At 60.8% G+C, this 20,045-nt stretch carries 18 protein-coding genes and 1 tRNA gene; 11 read left to right on the forward strand and 8 right to left on the reverse strand.

Annotated elements, in window-relative coordinates:
* Positions 1-20: 20 nt before the first annotated feature.
* Positions 21-2,450: an FUSC family protein gene (locus tag EYW45_RS08680; protein WP_161134968.1), complete on the reverse strand. Its 2,430-nt coding sequence runs from the start codon at positions 2,448-2,450 to the stop codon at positions 21-23.
* Between the two features lie 476 nt (positions 2,451-2,926).
* Between EYW45_RS08680 and EYW45_RS08685 the strand changes: the two genes are divergently transcribed.
* From EYW45_RS08685 to pssA, 4 genes are all read left to right on the forward strand, one after another.
* On the forward strand, positions 2,927-4,639 hold the full coding sequence (locus EYW45_RS08685; protein WP_161134969.1) for an acetolactate synthase 3 catalytic subunit: 1,713 nt from the start codon (positions 2,927-2,929) through the stop codon (positions 4,637-4,639).
* A gap of 10 nt (positions 4,640-4,649) precedes the next feature.
* Positions 4,650-5,141, forward strand: coding sequence for an acetolactate synthase small subunit (gene ilvN, locus EYW45_RS08690; RefSeq protein WP_161134970.1), 492 nt, complete (start codon positions 4,650-4,652; stop codon positions 5,139-5,141).
* A gap of 81 nt (positions 5,142-5,222) precedes the next feature.
* Positions 5,223-6,239, forward strand: coding sequence for a ketol-acid reductoisomerase (gene ilvC / locus EYW45_RS08695; RefSeq protein WP_161134971.1), 1,017 nt, complete (start codon positions 5,223-5,225; stop codon positions 6,237-6,239).
* 145 nt (positions 6,240-6,384) lie between these two features.
* On the forward strand, positions 6,385-7,155 hold the full coding sequence (pssA, locus tag EYW45_RS08700) for a CDP-diacylglycerol--serine O-phosphatidyltransferase (protein WP_161134972.1): 771 nt from the start codon (positions 6,385-6,387) through the stop codon (positions 7,153-7,155).
* A 101-nt stretch (positions 7,156-7,256) separates the two neighbouring features.
* Here pssA and EYW45_RS08705 read toward each other — a convergent pair whose 3' ends face one another.
* Positions 7,257-7,811: a hypothetical protein gene (locus tag EYW45_RS08705; RefSeq protein ID WP_235938972.1), complete on the reverse strand. Its 555-nt coding sequence runs from the start codon at positions 7,809-7,811 to the stop codon at positions 7,257-7,259.
* 227 nt (positions 7,812-8,038) lie between these two features.
* On the opposite strand from EYW45_RS08705, the gene rpsO reads away from it, so the two are divergent.
* The 4 genes from rpsO to EYW45_RS08725 all read left to right on the forward strand — a co-directional run bounded on the left by rpsO (position 8,039) and on the right by EYW45_RS08725 (position 12,685).
* The gene (gene rpsO, locus EYW45_RS08710; RefSeq protein ID WP_161134973.1) at positions 8,039-8,308 is read left to right on the forward strand and encodes a 30S ribosomal protein S15; all 270 of its coding nucleotides are present in this window, start codon (positions 8,039-8,041) and stop codon (positions 8,306-8,308) included.
* Between the two features lie 90 nt (positions 8,309-8,398).
* On the forward strand, positions 8,399-10,585 hold the full coding sequence (gene pnp, locus EYW45_RS08715) for a polyribonucleotide nucleotidyltransferase (RefSeq protein ID WP_161134974.1): 2,187 nt from the start codon (positions 8,399-8,401) through the stop codon (positions 10,583-10,585).
* Positions 10,586-10,774: 189 nt separating this feature from the next.
* Complete coding sequence (locus EYW45_RS08720) at positions 10,775-11,452, forward strand: hypothetical protein (RefSeq protein ID WP_235938973.1); 678 nt, start codon at positions 10,775-10,777, stop codon at positions 11,450-11,452.
* Between the two features lie 15 nt (positions 11,453-11,467).
* A complete protein-coding gene (locus tag EYW45_RS08725; RefSeq protein ID WP_161134975.1) occupies positions 11,468-12,685 on the forward strand; it encodes a threonine ammonia-lyase in 1,218 nt (405 codons plus the stop codon).
* Between the two features lie 101 nt (positions 12,686-12,786).
* Here the strand turns inward: EYW45_RS08725 and EYW45_RS08730 are convergent, their stop codons facing one another.
* Positions 12,787-13,428 (reverse strand): PIN domain-containing protein, encoded by a 642-nt coding sequence (locus tag EYW45_RS08730; RefSeq protein WP_268894266.1) that lies wholly within the window; start codon positions 13,426-13,428, stop codon positions 12,787-12,789.
* Positions 13,425-13,718, reverse strand: coding sequence for a hypothetical protein (locus EYW45_RS08735; protein WP_161134976.1), 294 nt, complete (start codon positions 13,716-13,718; stop codon positions 13,425-13,427). The genes EYW45_RS08730 and EYW45_RS08735 overlap by 4 nt, the downstream gene beginning before the upstream one ends.
* Before the next feature lie 205 nt (positions 13,719-13,923).
* Between EYW45_RS08735 and EYW45_RS08740 the strand changes: the two genes are divergently transcribed.
* Entirely contained in the window at positions 13,924-14,154 is a 231-nt protein-coding gene (locus EYW45_RS08740) for a hypothetical protein (protein ID WP_161134977.1), read from the forward strand.
* Positions 14,155-14,404: 250 nt separating this feature from the next.
* On the opposite strand, the gene EYW45_RS08745 is transcribed toward EYW45_RS08740, so the two are convergent.
* A complete protein-coding gene (locus EYW45_RS08745; protein WP_161134978.1) occupies positions 14,405-14,773 on the reverse strand; it encodes a hypothetical protein in 369 nt (122 codons plus the stop codon).
* 354 nt (positions 14,774-15,127) lie between these two features.
* Between EYW45_RS08745 and EYW45_RS08750 the strand changes: the two genes are divergently transcribed.
* Entirely contained in the window at positions 15,128-15,370 is a 243-nt protein-coding gene (locus EYW45_RS08750; protein WP_161134979.1) for a hypothetical protein, read from the forward strand.
* Between the two features lie 74 nt (positions 15,371-15,444).
* On the forward strand, positions 15,445-16,101 hold the full coding sequence (locus EYW45_RS08755) for a methyltransferase family protein (RefSeq protein ID WP_161134980.1): 657 nt from the start codon (positions 15,445-15,447) through the stop codon (positions 16,099-16,101).
* 408 nt (positions 16,102-16,509) lie between these two features.
* Here EYW45_RS08755 and EYW45_RS08760 read toward each other — a convergent pair whose 3' ends face one another.
* From EYW45_RS08760 to EYW45_RS24850, 3 genes are all read right to left on the reverse strand, one after another.
* Positions 16,510-18,111 (reverse strand): ArnT family glycosyltransferase, encoded by a 1,602-nt coding sequence (locus EYW45_RS08760; RefSeq protein WP_161134981.1) that lies wholly within the window; start codon positions 18,109-18,111, stop codon positions 16,510-16,512.
* 140 nt (positions 18,112-18,251) lie between these two features.
* A tRNA-Leu gene (locus EYW45_RS08765) sits at positions 18,252-18,336 on the reverse strand.
* A gap of 69 nt (positions 18,337-18,405) precedes the next feature.
* A complete protein-coding gene (locus EYW45_RS24850; protein WP_161134982.1) occupies positions 18,406-20,022 on the reverse strand; it encodes a methyl-accepting chemotaxis protein in 1,617 nt (538 codons plus the stop codon).
* Positions 20,023-20,045: the final 23 nt, after the last annotated feature.

The raw sequence follows: 20,045 nt of genomic DNA on the forward strand, positions 1-20,045 counted from the left end.
CGCGCGTGGTCAGAAGCCACTCACATCGTTTTTGCCGCTGCCGCACCTGCCGCAGCCGCCGCGGCACTTTCTTCCACTGCCGCTTGCGTTTCAGCCTCGGCGGCCTCAGCAGAGGCTGCATTTTCACTGATCGATGTGTCTGCGCTGGCGGCTGTCTCACCGGTCGCTGCACTCGCTGCCACCCCGCCGGCACTTGCTCCGGCCGTTGCACCCGCTACGGCACCCGCCACGCCCGCCGCCTTGGGCTCCGGCACGGTGGGCTCGGCAAAGCCGGCCATTTCCTGCCTGATCATCGTCGCGGCTTTCACGATCTGTTTGACCGGATAAGACAGCGCCGCAAGATCGCCCTCGTTTTCGATCGACGTGGGGAGCGGTGGTGCACCGCTCGCCTGCGGGTCGAGCGCGGCCGACACGCCTTCCAGCGTTTGGCGCATATTGGGCGGGATCTCGTGCAGGCCGGCCAGCATCGGTACGGCTGCGGTAATTTGAGACGCCAGAATATGGTTCTGGATCAGCAGGTTATTGATTTCGGGCACGTTGAGCTGGTGCGACTTCGGCTCGCTCATCATCCGGTAAAAGGCCTCGGCGAAGTTGCTGAACGCAATGTGCACGTTCTTGCGCGCCAGGCGCCACTGCAGATCGGCTTCGACCACGCTGGGAGCCGTTTCGCCGGTGGCGGCGGCGCCTTCCGGATTGCTTTGCGCTTGCATTGCCTTCACGTACCGCAGCCCGGCTTGCAGGTAATCGCGGTTGGCGGCCATGGCCGCGCGGGCGAGCGGCGCGGTGAAGGCCGACTCCCACCAGGGCAGCACGTAGCTGCACAGCAGCGCGAGCACGCAGCCGATCACCGTATCCAGCGCGCGTTCGCCGATCACTTCCAGCGACACGGTGGCGGGCGAGACGAAGTGAAACACCAATACCACGAAGAGCGTATTGCAGATCGCACTGCCCATGTAGTTGATCTGCACCAGGCTATTGCCGATTACGCAGGCAAAGAGCAGCGCCAGGAACAGCACCCCGGGCTGCGTGGTGATCGTAAACAAACCCAGCGCCAAGGCGCAGCCGATCAACGTGCCCATCAAACGCCACACGTTGCGCTGCCGGGTGAGGGCAAAGCCGGGCTTCATGATGATGATGATCGTGAGCATCACCCAGTAGTTGTGCGCGGAGTACTCGGGTGTGAGCCAGCGGCCGGTGAGCGTCATGGCCACGGCAGCGGCCAGCATCACCCGGATGGCATAGCGGAAGTGGGGCGAATCCAGGCGCAGGTTGCTGGTGAGCATTCCAAACCGAAACTCTTGCCGCGACAGGAATCGCGTGAGCGACTTGCCGATGCGCAGCGTTTGCGTGGGCTTGGCGTCGGGGGAGGCCGCGGTGTGATCCGACAGGCGCTCGATGGTGCGCGCGGCCGTACGCATGCGGCGCAGGATCTGGATGATGAGCGCAAGCGTTTCGGGATCGCGTTCGCCCAGTCCGCCTTTCTTGAGCTGCTCGATCTCGTACTCGATCGCGCGCAGTTCGGCTTTGGTGCTGGACCGGCGAATCACGGGCTTGCCTTGCGACACGGCCAGCGCCTGCCGTTCGAGCTCGATCGCCATCTTGGTCAGGGCGTCGCGCATGAAGAGCAGGATGTCGTTACCGGCAAGCTCACGGCGCAGCATGCCGTAATCCGTGTGCGTGGCCACCAGCGTGTCCAATAAGGACAGCATGTCGACGAACATATTCCAGATCGCCACGCGGTGCCGGTCGCCCCAGCCTTTGCCGCGTGGTAGCGCCCGCAGCACCATGTCGCGCGCGCTCTGGTGCTTTTCAGTAACGGCCGATTGGCGGGCGATGAGGGTGCGGTAGGCATCGTCCAGATCGACCGTTTCGTCGTAGAACGCGGCCCGCGCGCTCACGTAATCGGCCGTGGCCTGCAGCGCCAGCGACATGGATTGGCGTTCCTCGCGCAGCCACAGCAGGCGGCTGAAGAGGTTGCTGAACGCCAGATAGAACAGCGCACCGCCCAGCGTGCAGGTGGCATGCAGCCACACTTCGTTGGGCGAGAGCGGGGTGTGCATGGTGAGCGTCATCAGCAGCAGGCCGGCGAAGCCGATCAGCCCGCCGCGTTTGCCGAACACTGAAAACATGGAAAAGATGAAGCACTGCACCACCACCACGATCCAGGTGAGCAGGGGATATGTGGACGCCAGGCCGGTGATGATGACGGTGAGGACGCCCAAGGTGGCACCGCCCAGCATCTCGTTGGTGCGGTGGCGCTGGGGGCCGCCAGGCTGGTCGATGATGGCCACGCACTGCGCGCCGAAGGTGGCGATCAGGCCGATCGCGTATTCGCCGAAAATGCCGCCGAGCACCAGCACCGGCAGCAACATGCCCACGCCTTGGCGCACGCCACCGAAAAAATAATGGCTGTAGAAAAAATTCCGAAGGCTGGCGATGCGCAGTTCCATATCCACTCGAGGCCAGGCTCGCGTCACAGAGCTCACAGTATAGGGATTCCGGTGCCAAAACGGTGCACGGACGCGACACTAATCGTATGCAAACGTGCATGACATTTGCGCGGCGCTCGGCAACCGGGTAAAGTCGCCATCTTGTCGCCGGTCCCGCCAATCTGTGGCCGGCGCGATGCCAGCATGAGTGAGAACCATCCTTCTCCTTGCGTTCGGCATACTTACTTGCTGTTGGCCGCGCCACAAGCGTGTGTTGCCAAAGCTTCCATTTCGACCTCCGGCGTTCCACCCTTAAGGGACGCTCGCGCTACGTTCTCGACGAATGCGTGCCGGGTCGGCAAGGTGTCCAGGTGGCATGACTCCGTGAGTCATCAAGCGCTGGATCATGTTGCTGGTGCCGGTTCAAGTTCAGTTTGCTGCCGTTTTCGGCACGACGATCGGGAGGGTGGAGCCGGTACTGAAAGGAAAGACTGATCATGGAACTCAATGGCGCCGATATCGTCGTGCGTTGTCTGGCTGAAGAAGGCGTTGAACACGTTTTCGGCTATCCCGGCGGCGCAGTGCTCTATATCTACGACGCAATCTTCAAGCAAGACAAATTCCAGCATATCCTGGTGCGCCACGAGCAAGCTGCCGTGCACGCCGCGGATGCCTATTCGCGCTCGTCCAATAAGGTCGGTGTCTGCATCGTAACGAGCGGACCTGGCGTGACGAATGCCGTGACGGGTATTGCCACCGCCTATATGGACTCCATTCCGATGGTGATCATCAGCGGCCAGGTGCCTACGGCGGCGATCGGCGAAGACGCCTTCCAGGAATGCGACACGGTGGGGATCACCCGGCCCTGCGTGAAGCACAACTTCCTGGTGCGCGACGTCAAGGATCTGGCCGATACGATCCGCCGCGCGTTCTACATTGCGCGCACCGGTCGCCCCGGCCCCGTGCTGGTGGATATCCCCAAGGACATCACGCTCACGCCGGCGAAATACGCGCTGCCGAAGGGCGAAATCACGATGCGCTCCTATGCGCCCGTGAACAAGGGACACCAAGGGCAGATCAAGAAAGCCGTGCAGATGCTGTTGGCCGCCGAGCGGCCGATGATCTACTCGGGCGGCGGTGTGATTCTGTCCAACGCCTCGGAAGAACTGACCACGCTGGTCAAGCAGCTCGGCGCGCCGTGCACCAATACGCTGATGGGCCTGGGCGCGTTTGCGGCCAGCGAGCGTCAGTTCGTGGGTATGCCCGGCATGCACGGCACGTATGAAGCCAATATGGCCATGCAGCACTGCGATGTGCTGTTGGCCATCGGCGCGCGTTTCGACGATCGCGTGATCGGCAATACGAAGCATTTCGCCCAGAACGCCCGCAAGATCATCCATATCGACATCGACCCGTCGTCCATTTCCAAGCGCGTACGCGTGGACGTGCCGATCGTGGGCAATGTGAAGGATGTGTTGCAGGAACTGATCGCCCAGTATCAGGTGGCTGCCGAGACGACCAAGCCGGCGCCGATCGACAAATGGTGGGAGCAGGTGGAAACCTGGCGCGGCAAGCAGTGCCTGGTCTACGCCAATTCCGACGAAGTCATCAAGCCGCAATACGTGGTCGAGAAGCTGTGCGAAATCACGGGCGGCAACGCGTTCGTGACCTCGGACGTCGGCCAACATCAGATGTGGGCCGCGCAGTACTACCGCTTCGATAAACCCCGCCGTTGGATCAATTCCGGCGGTCTGGGCACGATGGGCGTGGGATTGCCGTACGCCATGGGCGTGCAGATGGCCAACCCGGGCCACGATGTGGCCTGCGTGACCGGCGAAGCCTCGATTCAGATGAACATCCAGGAACTGTCGACCTGCAAGCAGTATGGGTTGACGCCGAAGATCGTCTGTTTGAACAACCGTTTCCTGGGCATGGTGCGCCAGTGGCAACAGATCGATTACGGCTCGCGCTATTCCGAGTCGTACATGGATTCGCTGCCCGACTTCGTGAAGGTCGCCGAAGCCTATGGGCACATGGGCATGCGCATCGAGAAACCGGCCGACGTGGAGCCGGCGCTGCGCGAAGCGTTCAAGCACAAGGACCGACTGGTATTCATGGACTTCATCACCGACCGGACCGAAAACGTCTGGCCGATGGTCAAGGCCGGCCGCGGGTTGACCGAGATGTTGCTCGGTTCGGAAGATCTGTAAGGAAGCAACCATGAAACACGTGATTTCCGTGCTGCTCGAAAACGAGCCCGGTGCGCTGTCCCGCGTCGTCGGTTTGTTTTCCGCACGTGGCTACAACATCGAAACCCTGACCGTGGCACCCACCGAGGACGCCACCTTGTCGCGCATGACCATCGTGACGACCGGATCGGACGAAGTGATCGAACAGATCACCAAGCACCTGAACCGTCTCGTGGACGTGGTGAAAGTGGTCGATCTGACCGAAGGCCCGCATATCGAGCGCGAACTGATGCTCGTAAAAGTGCGTGCCGTCGGCAAGGAGCGCGATGAAATGAAGCGCATGGCCGAGATCTTTCGCGGCCGCATCATCGACGTCACCGACAAGACCTATACGGTGGAACTCACCGGCGTGCAGGAAAAGATTCAGGCATTTCTCGAGGCGCTCGATCGCAGCGCCATCCTGGAAACGGTCCGCACTGGCGTGTCGGGCATCGGTCGTGGCGAACGCGTCCTAAAGCTGTAACCCATAGGCCGGCCCGCCGGTTACGGTGCGCCGCGCCGTCCCTGTTTTGAAGCATCTATCAAATTATTCTGGAGCAAGACAATGAAGGTTTTCTACGACAAAGACTGCGACCTCTCCCTCGTCAAGGGTAAAACCGTCGCCATCATCGGTTACGGCTCGCAAGGTCACGCCCATGCCCTGAACCTGCATGAGTCGGGTGTGAACGTGGTGGTCGGTCTGCGCAAGGATGGCGCGTCGTGGAGCAAGGCGGCCAATGCCGGCCTGCAGGTCAAGGAAGTGGCCGAAGCCGTCAAGGGCGCCGATCTGGTCATGATCCTGTTGCCGGACGAAAACATCGCCCAGGTCTACAAGAGCGAAGTGCACAACAACATCAAGGCCGGCGCCGCGCTGGCCTTCGCCCACGGTTTCAACGTGCATTACGGCCAGGTCGTGCCGCGCGAAGATATCGACGTCATCATGGTCGCCCCGAAGGCGCCGGGTCACACCGTGCGCGGGACGTACTCGCAGGGCGGCGGCGTGCCGGCTCTGGTGGCCGTGCATCAAGACAAGTCGGGTTCGGCCCGCGATATCGGTCTGTCGTACGCTTGCGCCATCGGTAGCGGCCGCGCCGGCATCATCGAAACCAATTTCCGCGAAGAAACCGAAACCGACTTGTTCGGCGAGCAGGCCGTGTTGTGCGGCGGTACCGTCGAACTGATCAAGGCCGGTTTCGAAACGCTGGTGGAAGCCGGCTACGCGCCCGAAATGGCGTACTTCGAATGCCTGCACGAACTCAAGCTGATCGTCGACCTGATCTATGAAGGCGGTATCGCCAACATGAACTACTCGATTTCGAACAACGCCGAATTCGGCGAGTACGAAACGGGTCCGCGCATCGTCACCGACGAAACGCGCAAAGCCATGCGCGAGTGCCTGGCCAACATCCAGACCGGCGAGTATGCCAAGAAGTTCATTCTGGAAAGCGCGGCCGGCGCCCCGACCCTGACCTCGCGTCGCCGTATCAACGCCGAGTCGCAGATCGAACAGGTTGGCGGCAAGCTGCGCGCCATGATGCCCTGGATCGCGGCCAACAAGTTGGTCGACAAAACGAAGAACTGATCGCGGGCAGTCGCTCCCCGCCGCTTTGCGCGGCGAGAGGGCGGCGCCGCGGGCTTCGAAAGAACGGCATGTCTCGGCGGACGGGACATGCCGTTTTGCTTGGCCTCCGTGATAAAGTCCCCGCAATTACCGCTAATACTCAGCCATGGCCCAAACCCCTTTGCGTGATCCCGAACTGCGGCGCCGCAGCATCTATCTGCTGCCCAACGCCTTTACGACCGCCGCGTTGTTCGCCGGCTTCTATGCCGTCGTGCAGGCCATCAACGGCCGATTCGAAGCCGCCGCGATCGCGATTTTCGCGGCCATGGTGCTCGACGGGATGGACGGGCGCGTGGCGCGGCTGACCAATACCCAGTCCGCTTTCGGCGAACAATACGATTCCTTGTCCGACATGGTGTCGTTCGGTGTGGCACCCGCATTGGTGATGTATGTGTGGGTGCTCAACGATCTGGGACGCTGGGGCTGGCTGGCGGCATTCGTCTATGTGGCGGGCGCCGCGTTGCGCCTCGCGCGCTTCAATACCAACATCGCCGTGGTGGACAAGCGGTTTTTCCAGGGGCTGCCCAGCCCATCGGCGGCCGCGCTCATTGCCGGTTTCGTCTGGCTGGCGGTCGACAACAAGCTCAATCTGCAATACGGCTTCCTGGCCTGGACGGGTTTCGCCATCACCATGTATGCGGGTATCGCCATGGTGACCAACGCGCCGTTCTACAGCGGCAAGAGCTTTGCGCTTGGCCGCAGCGTGCCGTTCTGGGTGCTGCTGCTGGTGGTGGCGGTATTCGTATTCGTCTCCAGCGATCCCCCGGTGGTGCTGTTCGCCCTGTTCGTGATCTACGGCTTGTCGGGCTGGGTGGTCTGGCTGTGGCGCTGGAATCGCGCCCGCAAGCTGGTGGACGGCCGCCGCCGCACAAGTTGATGCTCAGAAAAACAGCGCCTTTTGGCGCTGTTTTTTATTCGTGCGTTGTTTTGACGAAGGCGCGGTGTTCATCGATAGCGCCTCCCGCCAAACGGATGCTTTCAGTTGTTGCTCCAGTCGCTGCGATCGTCCCAGAGCGGGTCGGGCCCCGGATGGAAGCGGGTGACCTGGTCGCCGTTGGGACCCATATATACATACATCAGCGAGTTCCAGCTGTTGAATTGCCGATAGCGATAGGCCCATACCACTTGGCGCACACTCGGCAAGCCGACGGCGTCGATCTCGGCGGGCGGGCCGAACTCGCAGCGCACCCGATCCGGCGTCCACACCCCTTCGCGCAGCACTTCGAAGTGGCTGTCGACCAGAATCGGTTTGACGCCATCGGTGCGGCCATCGGGACCCACGTTCGTCGCCCACGCGTATTGCCCCATGGGTTGTTGAGACCAGATCAGGCGCTCACCGCCACCGGCGATGGGGCAGGTCATCTTGGGCTTGCCGTAGGCGGCCTGCGCCTCGGCCACGCTGGCGCCGGGCGGCACGTTGGGAAGCGCGCAGGCGGCCAGCAAGGTCGCCACGGCTGCCACGCTCGCCAGTCTGGCGCCTTGGCGCAGGGCGGTGCGGTATTGGATGGGCGGGGGCAGGAAGGGGATTATCATGTTGCGTCTCCGCAAAGCCGGCCGTCGTTTTCACAGCGTGCCGCCTTCAGTGGGGGGTGACCTGGGCAGAATATCCGCCCAATATCCCGATTTACGCTATACTCGCTGATGCACTCGACTGCGTGTGCATGCATTGGATGCGCGCTTTCTGGGTTCGCATCGATTTTATTCCTGAAACTCACGTCTGGGCACCTCGGCCCTGACGCCTGTCCGAAGAGGTCAATACAATGTCCGTAGCTGACATCAATAAAGCCGATATCGTCACGCAATTCCAACGCGCGCAAGGCGATACCGGTTCCCCCGAAGTTCAGGTGGCTCTGCTCACCGCCCGCATCAATGAATTGACGGGTCACTTCAAAGCTCACATGAAGGATCACCATTCGCGCCGCGGTCTGCTGCGCATGGTCAGCCGTCGCCGCAAATTGCTGGATTACCTCAAGGGCCGCAACCCCGATTCGTACCGCGCTCTGATCGAAAAACTCGGTCTGCGCAAGTGATCGGCGGGGTCTCAACCCCATGACACAACCGTGGTCGGTGCGATATTCGTCGCGCCGGCCACGGTTTTTCATTTGTAAGGATCATTCGTCATGTTCAATAAAGTGACCAAATCGTTTCAGTACGGCGAACACACCGTCGTGCTCGAAACCGGCGAAATCGCACGCCAAGCCTCCGGCGCGGTGTTGGTTTCGATCGAAGACACCGTTGTGCTGGCCACCGTTGTGGCTCGCAAAGAAGCAAAACCCGGTCAGGACTTCTTCCCGCTGACCGTCGACTACATCGAAAAGACCTACGCTGCTGGCCGCATCCCCGGTGGATTCTTCAAGCGCGAAGGCAAGCCGTCCGAAAAAGAAACGCTGACGTCGCGTCTGATCGACCGTCCGCTGCGCCCGCTGTTCCCGGAAGGCTTCTACAACGAAGTGCAAGTCGTCTTGCACGTGTTGTCGGTCAACCCTGAAATCGACCCCGATATCGCCGCAATGATCGGCGCCTCGGCAGCGCTGGCCATCTCGGGTATCCCGTTCAATGGCCCCATCGGTGCCGCGCGCGTGGGCTACATCGACGGTCAGTACGTGCTGAATCCCGTGGCTTCGAAGTTGAAGACCTCGAAGATGGATCTGGTTGTGGCCGGTACCGAAACGGCCGTGCTGATGGTCGAATCGGAAGCCGATCAACTGTCGGAAGAAATCATGTTGGGCGGCGTGGTGTTCGGTCACGAACAAATGCAGACCGCGATCAACACGATCCACGAATTGGTGCGTGAAGCCGGCAAGCCGGAATGGACGTGGCAAGCCGCGGCCAAGAACGAGCCGCTGATCGCCACGGTCACCTCGACCGCGCAAGAAGGCCTGAACGCCGCCTACCAGATTCGCGAAAAGCAAGCCCGTACGACCAAGCTGCGTGAAGTGTACGCACAGGTCAAGGCTGCTGCGGCCGAGCAGGCTGCTGCAACCGGTGCCAAGGTCGACAACGTCGAAATCGAAAACATCCTGTTCGATCTGGAAGCCAAGATCGTGCGCGGTCAGATCCTGAGCGGCGAGCCCCGTATCGACGGTCGCGACACCCGCACGGTGCGTCCGATCAGCGTGCGTCTGGGCGTGTTGCCCCGCGCGCACGGCAGCGCCTTGTTCACGCGTGGCGAAACCCAGGCGCTGGTCATCGCCACGCTGGGCACCAAGCAAGACGAGCAAATCATCGATGCGTTGATGGGCGAGTACCGCGACCGCTTCATGCTGCACTACAACATGCCTCCGTTTGCCACCGGCGAAACGGGCCGCATCGGTGTGCCGAAGCGTCGCGAAATCGGTCACGGCCGTCTGGCCAAGCGTTCGCTGATCAAGCTGCTGCCCGAACCTGCTGATTTCCAATACACGATTCGCCTCGTGTCGGAAATCACCGAATCCAACGGCTCCTCGTCGATGGCATCGGTGTGCGGCGGTTCGCTGGCCATGATGGACGCCGGCGTGCCCATCAAGGATCACGTGGCCGGTGTGGCCATGGGCCTGATCCTGGACGACGGCAAGTTTGCCGTGCTGACCGACATTCTGGGTGACGAAGATCACCTGGGCGACATGGACTTCAAGGTTGCGGGTACCGACAACGGCATCACCGCACTGCAGATGGACATCAAGATCCAGGGCATCACGAAGGAAATCATGCAGGTGGCACTGGCGCAAGCGCGCGAAGGCCGTCTGCACATCTTGAGCAAGATGCGCGAATCGCTCGACGGCACGCGCACCGAATTGTCGGCCTTCGCACCGCGCATGATCACGGTCAAGATCAATCCGGAAAAAATCCGTGACGTGATCGGCAAGGGCGGCGCCACGATTCGTGCGTTGACCGAAGAAACCGGTACGCAGATCGATATCGGCGACGACGGCACCATCGTCATCTCCAGCGTCGATCTCGACCGCGCCGAAGATGCCAAGCGCCGTATCGTCGAGCTCACCGCCGACGTGGAAGTGGGTCAGGTCTATGAAGGCGCCGTGCTGCGTCTGCTGGACTTCGGTGCCATCGTGCAAGTGCTGCCGGGCCGTGACGGTCTGCTGCACATCTCCGAAATCGCCAACTACCGCATCGCGAACATCAACGATGTGCTGAAGGTGGGTCAACACGTTCGCGTGAAGATCATCGAAGCCGACGACAAGGGCCGTCTGCGCCTGTCGATCAAGGCGATCGGCGGTATCGAAGCGCAGCAACCCGCGGCCGCTCCGGCTGACGCGGCGCCTGCTGCCGATGCACCCGCGACCGACGCTCCAGCACCGCAGAACGTCTAAGCAGACCTTTTGCAATGCTGAAAACGGCGCCTTCGGGCGCCGTTTTTTCGTTTGTGCGAACAATGTGCAGTCCGGGTTGCCACGCCGTTGTGCGGTACAGTTTCGCGCATCGAGTTCAAACCGAGGAGCGCAGCGGCTGTGAGACGCCTCGCCACCCTGATGTTGCTTTGCCTCACTGCAGGCGGCTGTATGACGCCTGTGGGCGATCGCGTGGCACCCGTCGATGGCCGCGGCCCTCGGACCGAGGCGATGTCGGCGGATCAGTTGGGCCAGACCGATTTCAATCGTACCGTCAGCATCGCGCTGCGCGACAATCTGACGAGCCTGTATGTGCTCGCCGACAAGCTTTACCGGCGTAATCCGCGCGAATGGCACAAGTCCGGCGCCGCCAGCCGCGACGCGGCCGTACGCGTGTTGAAGCAGGATATCGAAAGCGGTGTGCCGCCTTCGGACCTGGCGTCATTGCGCGATATCCAGATCCTTGCGGTGTCGTTGGATCCGGCTTACCAGGGTGATCGCGCGCGCGCTTTCATCTATGGACTGGCCGATACGATCATTGCGGCTCACAATGGCAAGGTGCGGTTTTACGCCGCTGATATCCTGGATGGCGGGCGCGTCTACAACGCCGCGCGCAACGTCGAGGCGGCGGCTTGGATGCTTGCCACGCGCCGCGACGGTCAGGGGCAGTTGCTGCTGCTGGCCAACGAGAAAAGCGATGAGATCGTCAATCTCAGTTTCGAGCGAGAATTCGGCGCCATCATCGGCCGCCTCGATCTGATCGCAAATCTGCTGGGTGAGAACTCCCGGCGTATCGGCATCAACTATGCACAGGGTTTGATGCTGTTCAACTTTTTGCCCGTGCGCTGATTTCTGGAAGCCAACGTGATTGAATTTTCCGATGTTCTGGCCGCTCGCGATGCATTGCGCGGGCAGGTCCATAAAACGCCATTCTCGCTATCGCGAACGCTGTCGGAAATTCTTGGCGCGCAGATCTGGCTGAAGTTCGAAAACCTGCAATTCACTGCGTCATTCAAAGAGCGCGGTGCCTACAACCGGATGCGTCAATTGACGGCCGACGAGCGCGCTGCGGGCGTGATCGCCGTCTCCGCCGGCAATCACGCACAAGGCGTGGCTTATCACGCGCAGCGGATGGGCGTGCCTGCCGTAATCGTGATGCCGCGGTTCACACCCACGGTGAAAGTGGCCAACACGCGTCGTTTTGGCGTGGAAGTCGAGCTCGCGGGCGACACGTTCGACGATGCGCGTGCGCGGATGCTCGAGATCGCGCAGGCGCGCGGGCTCACGATCATTCACCCCTACGATGATCTTGCCATCATGGCCGGGCAGGGCACTGTCGCCATCGAGATGCTCGAGGATCAGCCGGATCTGGACATGATCATCGTCTCGGTGGGTGGGGGCGGTCTGATTTCCGGCGTGGCCGTCGCGGCCAAGGAAATCAATCCCGCCATCGAAATCGTCGGGGTGCAAACGGAGCGATTTCCGTCGATGTACGCCTTGCGGCATGGCGAGTCGGCCGGGGTGGGGCAGTACACGATCGCTGAGGGCATCGCGGTGAAAACGCCCGGTACGCTTACCCGCGAGGTGGTCGCCGACAAGGTCGACCATATCGAATTGGTGAGCGAGAGCGATATCGAGCATGCCATCGTGATGCTGCTTGAGATCGAAAAAACAGTGGTCGAGGGTGCCGGCGCGGCCGGGTTGGCCGCCTTGCTGCGAGACAAGGAAGCCGGCGGCACGCGGTACCTGGGCAAGCGAATCGGGCTGGTGCTGACCGGCGGCAACATCGATCCGCTTACGCTCGGCGAATTGATCGAGCGCGGGATGGTGCGGGCCGGGCGGCTGGCCCGTATCCGTGTGGACCTGCGCGATCTACCCGGGGCGCTCGCCCGGGCAACCACGCTGATTGCCGATGCGCAGGCCAACATCACCGAGGTGCATCACCAGCGCGCGTTTACGACATTGCCGGTGCAGAACGTCGAGGTCGATTTCGTCATGCAAACGCGCGGGCACGATCACATCGCCGAAGTGATCTCGCGCCTGAATGCGGCAGGCTTTTCGGCCAGTAATCACGATCACTGAGCGGTGGGTCACCGACCGCCCAGCGTCAACGCGGTGCGGGCTGGCGGCGCGGGTCAGAAAGCGGACGTCAAGAACGTCGGTTAAAGCCTTGCCGCGCGTGCTTATTGCGGGCTTGGGGGATAGTCGACGCCCGCGTCGCTGAGGCTATCCGCGGCGAGCTTGCCGTATCGGTAAAGCCGTTCGCGGTGGAGGATGGACGCAAGCGACACGGGCGTGCGTCCCATCGCGGCCCAGTCGATCGCCAGTCCTTCGGTGGCGGCCAGTAACGCGTCGCGGTGATCTGGCCACCATGCCGCCAGCAGGCGATCCGGCGAATACACCTGTAATCCCAGACGGCGGCACTCCGAGCGATTGAAGTCTTTCAGGTTCCACGTGAGCACCGATACGCGCGGCGTGAGCTGATCGCCGCTGCGGGCGCGCTTCGCCAAGCCTGTGGCGATCACATGGAAATCTTTTGGATCGCTGTAGCGCAAGCCCACCTCGTACGCGTCCGCTGCACCCGGATCGGCATCGGGGAACGCGCGCTGCATGCGTTGCCACTCTTCCATCAGGGTATCGGCGCTGGTGCTTTCCCATAGCCGTGCAGCGTTGCGGCGCCACTCGTCGCCGATGCGCGCGCTCCATACCGGTTGAAAAACGCCCGCTTCAGCCGCACGCAGCAGCATGCGCCGCAGCAGTGTCGACATCAACACACAGGCGTCCAGTACCACGTACTCGGCCGGTTCCTGGGCGGGCGTGCTCAATTCAAGCCCAGGCGCGCACGTTCCTGCATATCCAGAATCATCGATTCCAGACGTTCGCTGGTCTCGAGCGCCACATAGGGCATCTCGCTGCCATCCGGCGCGCGATCGACGGCAATGCGCAAACGGATCGATGCTTCCTCGAACGCATAGGGCGCGGCCTCGATCTCGACGTATTTGGCAAGCAGGGCGTCGATGGCGGTCTGCGCCTGAGCAACATCGTCATGCGTGACAGATCGGCTGCCCAGATGCTGCTCGATCGTGCGAGCCAGATCGCGCGTAAAAAATGCCAAAGCGGCTTCGCCACGGCAATTGGGATGGAGATAGCCCCATTCAGCGTCCGTTAAGGCTGAATCGGCGTGGTTTGGAGAGTTTGGCATGTCATTCATGGCCGCCATGCTAGCGGATTGCCGTGCCATTGTCTGCGGTTTAGGTGCTAAGTGCTTGTACAGGAACGGCAATTGCGAGATATGGGGAAAGGAGTTCTAGGGTGCCATCATGAAAATTCTGACTCGAACAAGCGCCGAATGGCGTGCGACCTTGAACGTCGTAGCGACACAGGAAGGAAAGTTCGGCTGGGAAGTCGAGGTTCACGATCCGCATGCAAAGCCCGTGGACACGACCGTCTCTTCGCCGCAACAGTTCAACACATCGACCAACGCTGCCGTGGATGGGTTGCGTGCGATGGATGGCATTGCACCGCCTGCGGGCGGCGAGTGCCGCCATTAGTCAGCCGCTTGGCGGTATGAGGAAGCCTTGGCAGGAAACTGCCGAGGCTTTTTTGTGTCCGGTATGAATGCCGAGGCTTGTTTATATCCAAGATGAACGCCGAGCGATTCTTATATCCGGGATGGACGGCCATTCGCTGAACGGTCAGACTGACACATCATGCGTTCCCCGCCAACGGCCGCAATGAAAAGGAGCCCACATAGCGGGCTCCTTTTTTCAACTTGTCGATGCGGCTGACGCCGCGACTCGATTACTTATTGAACTTGGTCTTGGCGTCCAGTCCGCACTTCTTTTCGGCATCGCCCGACAGCGTGTCGCATTGTGCTTTGGCCGCTTTGTAATCGGCATCGCGCTTGTCGCCGGCGACGTCATTGCGGGCTTCGGCATCCTTGCGTGCAACCTTGGCATTGGCTTCGTCCGTTTCACGAACGGCCTTGGCTTGGGCTTCGCACGCATCTTCCTGCTTGCCACTCATCGCGTCGCACTTTTCTTTTGCGGCCTTGTACTCCGCTTTGATCTGGTCTTCCGACTTGATCGGCGCCGTTTGGGCGCTGACGTTGAAGGAGACGGCGCTCAAGCTGAGCATGGCGGCGACGATCAGGGAATGGGTGGTTTTCATGCGGATAACTCCTCGTGTACTTATCTGATGTTTACGTACCACCTGTAGCGGCGGTTACGCGTAAACCCTTAGAGCAACCGGCGTGCCCGAGTTGTCGCGTGGTCAGGTGCCGATGAGTGACTGTGGGCTGTCGTGCCAGTAGCCCGTCTGCAAAGCGGGTTTCAATCGCCAGTCACCTGTCACTAATGCGGCAGTGACGATGCACTAGGCGATCGGTGATGAAGGACTAGCTGGACTAGTGCGAATGAGCCTTCCTTGGTATCCGGCATCTCGCTAAACTTTGTCTCCGCTTTACGTTTCACCCCCGTACCTGCCGCTTTGCGGCGGTGTTTACCAGCCGATTCGCGCTGAACAATGACGCAACGACAAACTATCGATGGATTCGACGTGCGCTGCACGGTTCTGAAGCGCGACGATCGCTTTCGCGCAGGCGTAATCACGGTGCCCAACGACGGCAGCGCGGAAGCGCGTGAATGGTCGGTACCGGGTGACCGTCACTTCGACAATGAGGTCGAGGCCGAGCGTTATGGTCGTTACGTGCTGCTGGGTATTCAAGGTGTGCGGCCCAGTGGCGAGCCGCTGTTTACGGTCGTTTAAGGCGGCTTTGACGTAGATTCGACATCGCACACCCTACAGTCCCCCGTTGGAACTGTACTTGAGGTGTGTGGGCTATGACGGCAGTGTCGATCGATCAACATTCACCAGACCAAGCGGTCTGGGAGCGTCTGGCGAGAATCCAGGTGGCGCGACGTCGAACCTTATGGGTTTTTGGACTTTTGACGCTTGTGGCCACGCTCTTTTATCAATCCACGTGGTCGATAACAGGCAGCTATCACCACAACATCGAAATCGCCGGCCTTATGCTCATCTTTGTTGCCATTCTTGGGCGAGCATGGTGCGCCTTGTACTTGGGCGGCAACAAAAACCGCAAACTGATAAGCAGCGGCCCATACTCGCTGTCACGCAACCCGTTGTATGTCTTCTCGCTCATCGGTGTATTCGGCATGAGTGCCCAGACGGGCAGCGTTTCGCTAGGACTGGTCGTATGCGCCATCTCCTATGCCGTTTTCAAGCTGGTGGTGGGTGAGGAAGAGGCGCTGCTGAAAAAAGCCTTTGGCACCGATTTCTCCGATTACTGTCAGCGCACGCCGCGCTTTGTGCCAAGGTTCGCCAATTGGCGCAACGAGACCACTCTCACGATTTCGATGCGTGCCGTGCAGAAAACGGTGATCGAAGCATTGCCGTTTCTACTGGCGTTGCCCATTTTCGAGTGTGTTGAGCATCTGCAGGCCAGTGGCGTTCTGCCGGTGCTGCTGCACCTGCCTTGAAAAGACTGGCGTGGTGTATCGGGAAGGCGGCGCGCCGCCTTCAAGTGAGCGAATAATTATCCGGCGCAGTCCACCGCTCAAATACGATGCCGGTTCAGCGGAGCAAAGCTGGGCGGCACGATGATCCAGATAGGAAGCCTGCCAGTTCAAACCAGATGGCATGTCGATCCAGATAAGCAGCCTGCCCAGGTCAAACCAGGCAGACTTCTTTTTTGTTGATGGCGTGCTCGTTGCATCAGCGCATCGATGAATCAATTCCTCGATTCATCGACGGATCAACTGATCGATTCATCGTGCTGAATGCTGCTGAGTGCGTGCTGCGTGCTGCGTGCTTCGTGCTTCGTGCTTCGTATTGCGTGTCGCGCAGGCAGTGCATGTGGGCCGCGGTATGCGCCCCCCGCGGCTGCATCAGCCCGGTGTTGCACACCGATACGGCGCCGGCAAGTCATGCGCATTCGCCAGCCATACCGTGTAGCGGCCACGGGTGAAACGGGGCACGGTCGGCGCAAACGCAAAGTCGCCCTGTGAATCTTGCTCGCGGCCCCATACCCAAATACGGCGATGTTCATTTTCCGGCGCGCACATTCTGGCGCGGAGTTGCTCAAGCGTCACCAACACCTCCCCAGCGGAGGTCGGCGCGAACTTGGACGCGTCAAATAATTCTTTGCGCCAGTTGTCGCGTTTTGCGATATCGGGCGACGTCCAGTCGTCCAGAATCCACATCGGTTTTTTCAGTTGGGCATACAGCGGCAGATCGAAAGGCAGGCTACCCAAGGTCAAAACGATATCGCTGGATTGCACGCGACGCTTGAGCAACTGTGCAGCGTCGCGGCCCGAGCCGCCATCGCGCGCGGCGGCAATGCCCACCACGATCAAGCACAGCAGCGCCGCGATCCCGATCGTCACGCCGAAGGCACGTGTGAACACATGCCGTTGCGCAACCTTGGGCTTATGCATCAGCACCAGTCTGCACAGAAAAAAGGCCAGCGGCGGCAGTAATGGCAGCACATAGCCGATCAGCTTCGAGTGCGGAATCGAGAAGAACACGAGAATGACGGCAAACCAGACGCTCATCAACTTCGCTGCATCATCGCTCCAGAACAAGGCTTTGAGCGACACCGATTTTGCTTTTGCCAACCAGAGCGTCCAGGGCAAGGTCATCGCAAGAATGACCGGCACATAAAAGAACATCGGCTGGGTATTGTTGTAGCCCACGCTCGCAAACCGATCGAGTTGCTGCACGATAAAGAAATAGTGAAAGAAGTCTGGAAACTTCCATTGCATGATCAAGAACCACGGCAGCGCGGCAATCAGGAAGGCGGCAATCGGCGCGGACGATAGCAGCATCAACAGTGCGCGCGGGCGGCGCGTGGCCAAGGCCCAAGCCACCAGGATCGCGCCGGGCAGGGCAACACCAATCAACCCTTTGGCCAACACGCCGGCAGCCGCAAGCAAGGCGACTGCGACGATCGCGCGCCGCGATGGCGCCGGCGCCAACATTACGGTTGCGCCTTGCAAAACAGTGGCGCCGATCAACCCGGCGACCAGCATGTCGAGATTGGCGAATTGCGCACCGCCATAGAAAAACGGCATCGTGGCCAACACGAGCAGGGTGGCCACGGCGATCTTGCGATCGAAAAATGCCGTCAGAAAACGCAGCATCATCGTCACGATCAGCAGTGCGGCCAGGAGCGACGGCAAACGCGCCGCCCAAGGATTGACGCCAAAGATCATGAACGAGATATCGCATAGCCAGTAGTAGAGCGGCGGCTTGTGAAAGTACGGCATGCCATTGAGCAATGGCGTCAACGGCGAATGGGAACGCAACATGTCCCATGCCACGCCGGCATATCTGCCCTCGTCGGGCAGCGTCAGCGGACGTAGCCAAGAGAGTGCACCCAGCCAGAAACCGATGACCATGACGATCGTGGCGTCGGATACCGCATCCAGACGCAACGCGGGCAGCACCGGTGCGGCGGTCGTGCGAAATCTTGAGGGGGAGTAGTTCATGTCTTGCCTGGTAAAGGCCGCTCGCGGCGGGTAGCGCACGAACGATAGGCGGCAAGACGTTGAATCGGCGTCAAAAGACGCGGGATGGGCAGACCCAAAGAAAAAGGCCCGCGAGCACAGCGCGCGGGCCTTTGAATACCTGGTGCACCCAGCCGGAATCGAACCGGCACGACTTGCGTCGAGGGATTTTAAGTCCCTTGCGTCTACCAATTTCGCCATGGGTGCGGCGGATAAACCGGCGATGCCAGCTTATCGACGAGGGCGAATTCTACCGGAAGTCGCCCGGGATCACGATCAGGCGCCTGCGAGCGCCAAAGGCGCAGCGTAGCCGCCATTGGCGTCTTGCCCGTGAGCCTGTTCATGACCCGACAGCTTGAACACCGATACAGCAGCCGCCAGGTGGCCGGCTTGTTCTTCGAGTGACGCCGCAGCGGCTGCAGCTTGCTCGACCAGCGATGCGTTCTGCTGGGTGACCTGATCCATCTGCGACACGGCCAGATTGACCTGGTCGATGCCGCTCGACTGCTCCTGTGAGGCTGCTGCAATCTCGCCCATGATGTCGGTGACGCGTTTCACCGAGGCGACGATTTCCTGCATCGTGGTGCCGGCGGCGTCGGCTTGGCCTGAGCCTGCATTCACGCGTTCGACCGACTCGGAGATCAACTGCTTGATTTCGCGAGCGGCTTGCGCGCTGCGTTGTGCAAGCGTGCGCACTTCACCGGCCACGACGGCAAAGCCTTTGCCTTGCTCGCCGGCACGGGCCGATTCGACGGCGGCATTGAGGGCCAGGATATTTGTCTGAAAGGCGATGCTTTCGATCACGCTCACGATGTCGGCAATCTTCACCGAACTTTGCGAAATCGCGCGCATCGTATTCACAACCTGGTCGACCGCGTGGCCGCCGCGTTGCGCAACCGATTCGGCGTTGGCCGCCAATTGATTGGCTTGACGCGCATTGTCGGCATTTTGTTTGACGGTCGAGGCCAGCTCCTCCATGCTCGCAGCCGTTTCCTCAAGCGAGGCGGCCTGCTCTTCTGTACGGCCTGAGAGATCCGTATTGCCGGCGGCGATTTCGCGCGCGCCGAGGTCGATTTCATGCACGCCATGACGCACGGCCGTGACGGTGTTGACCAGGCCGTCCTGCATGCGGCGCACGGCGGCAAACAGCACACCGATTTCGTTGTTCGACCTTACGGCAACAGGCGTGGACAGATCGCCTGCGGCGATATGGTCGAACGTGCGTTCGGCTTCGCGCAAGGGGCGCAGAATGCCGCGCGTCATGAAGAGCCAGCAGATGGCCGCCAACGCCAGCGCCAGCACGATCGAGCCGATGGCGAGGTTCTGCGCCATCGTGTAGCGGGCATCGGCGTTGGCCATTGCCTGCACACTGCGTTCGTCGGCGCGCTTCAAGAAGGCGCGATACGCCGTTTCGAACGTGGTGCCCGCATCACGAGCCCGCAGATTAGCGTCGTTGTAGGCATTCAGATCGATGTCTTCCACAGCCTTTTGTTGCTCCATCACGAGGCTGCGGTACGCCCCGTAGACTTTGTCGACATCGGCTGCGAGTTGTGCGGCATTCGGGTCTTTCGGTACTGCCATGAAACGCTTGAACTGAACATCGCCTTGATCGAGCAACGCCTGACTGCGTTGCTTGCTGGTGTTGGCATTTTCAAGTTGACCGGCCTGCATCTCCAGAAAGCCGCCGGCCAGTGCCAGGCGGCTGCGCGTGAACAGGGCGTAGGTTTCCTGCAGCGGGTTGCGCTGCTCGACACTCAATTGATTGAATTCCTGCAGCGCTGTACGCGCATCGAAGGCGTCGCGCCATCCCAATGCGCTTGATGCCAACAGTGCCAGTATGAAGGCACCCATCACCAGCATCATGCCGGTGCTTAATTTGATACGACCGAGCATCACGCTCTCCAAAGCAAATAAAG

Origin of the sequence: Schauerella aestuarii, from assembly GCF_009866805.1 — a bacterium.
Taxonomy (GTDB): domain Bacteria; phylum Pseudomonadota; class Gammaproteobacteria; order Burkholderiales; family Burkholderiaceae_B; genus Schauerella; species Schauerella aestuarii.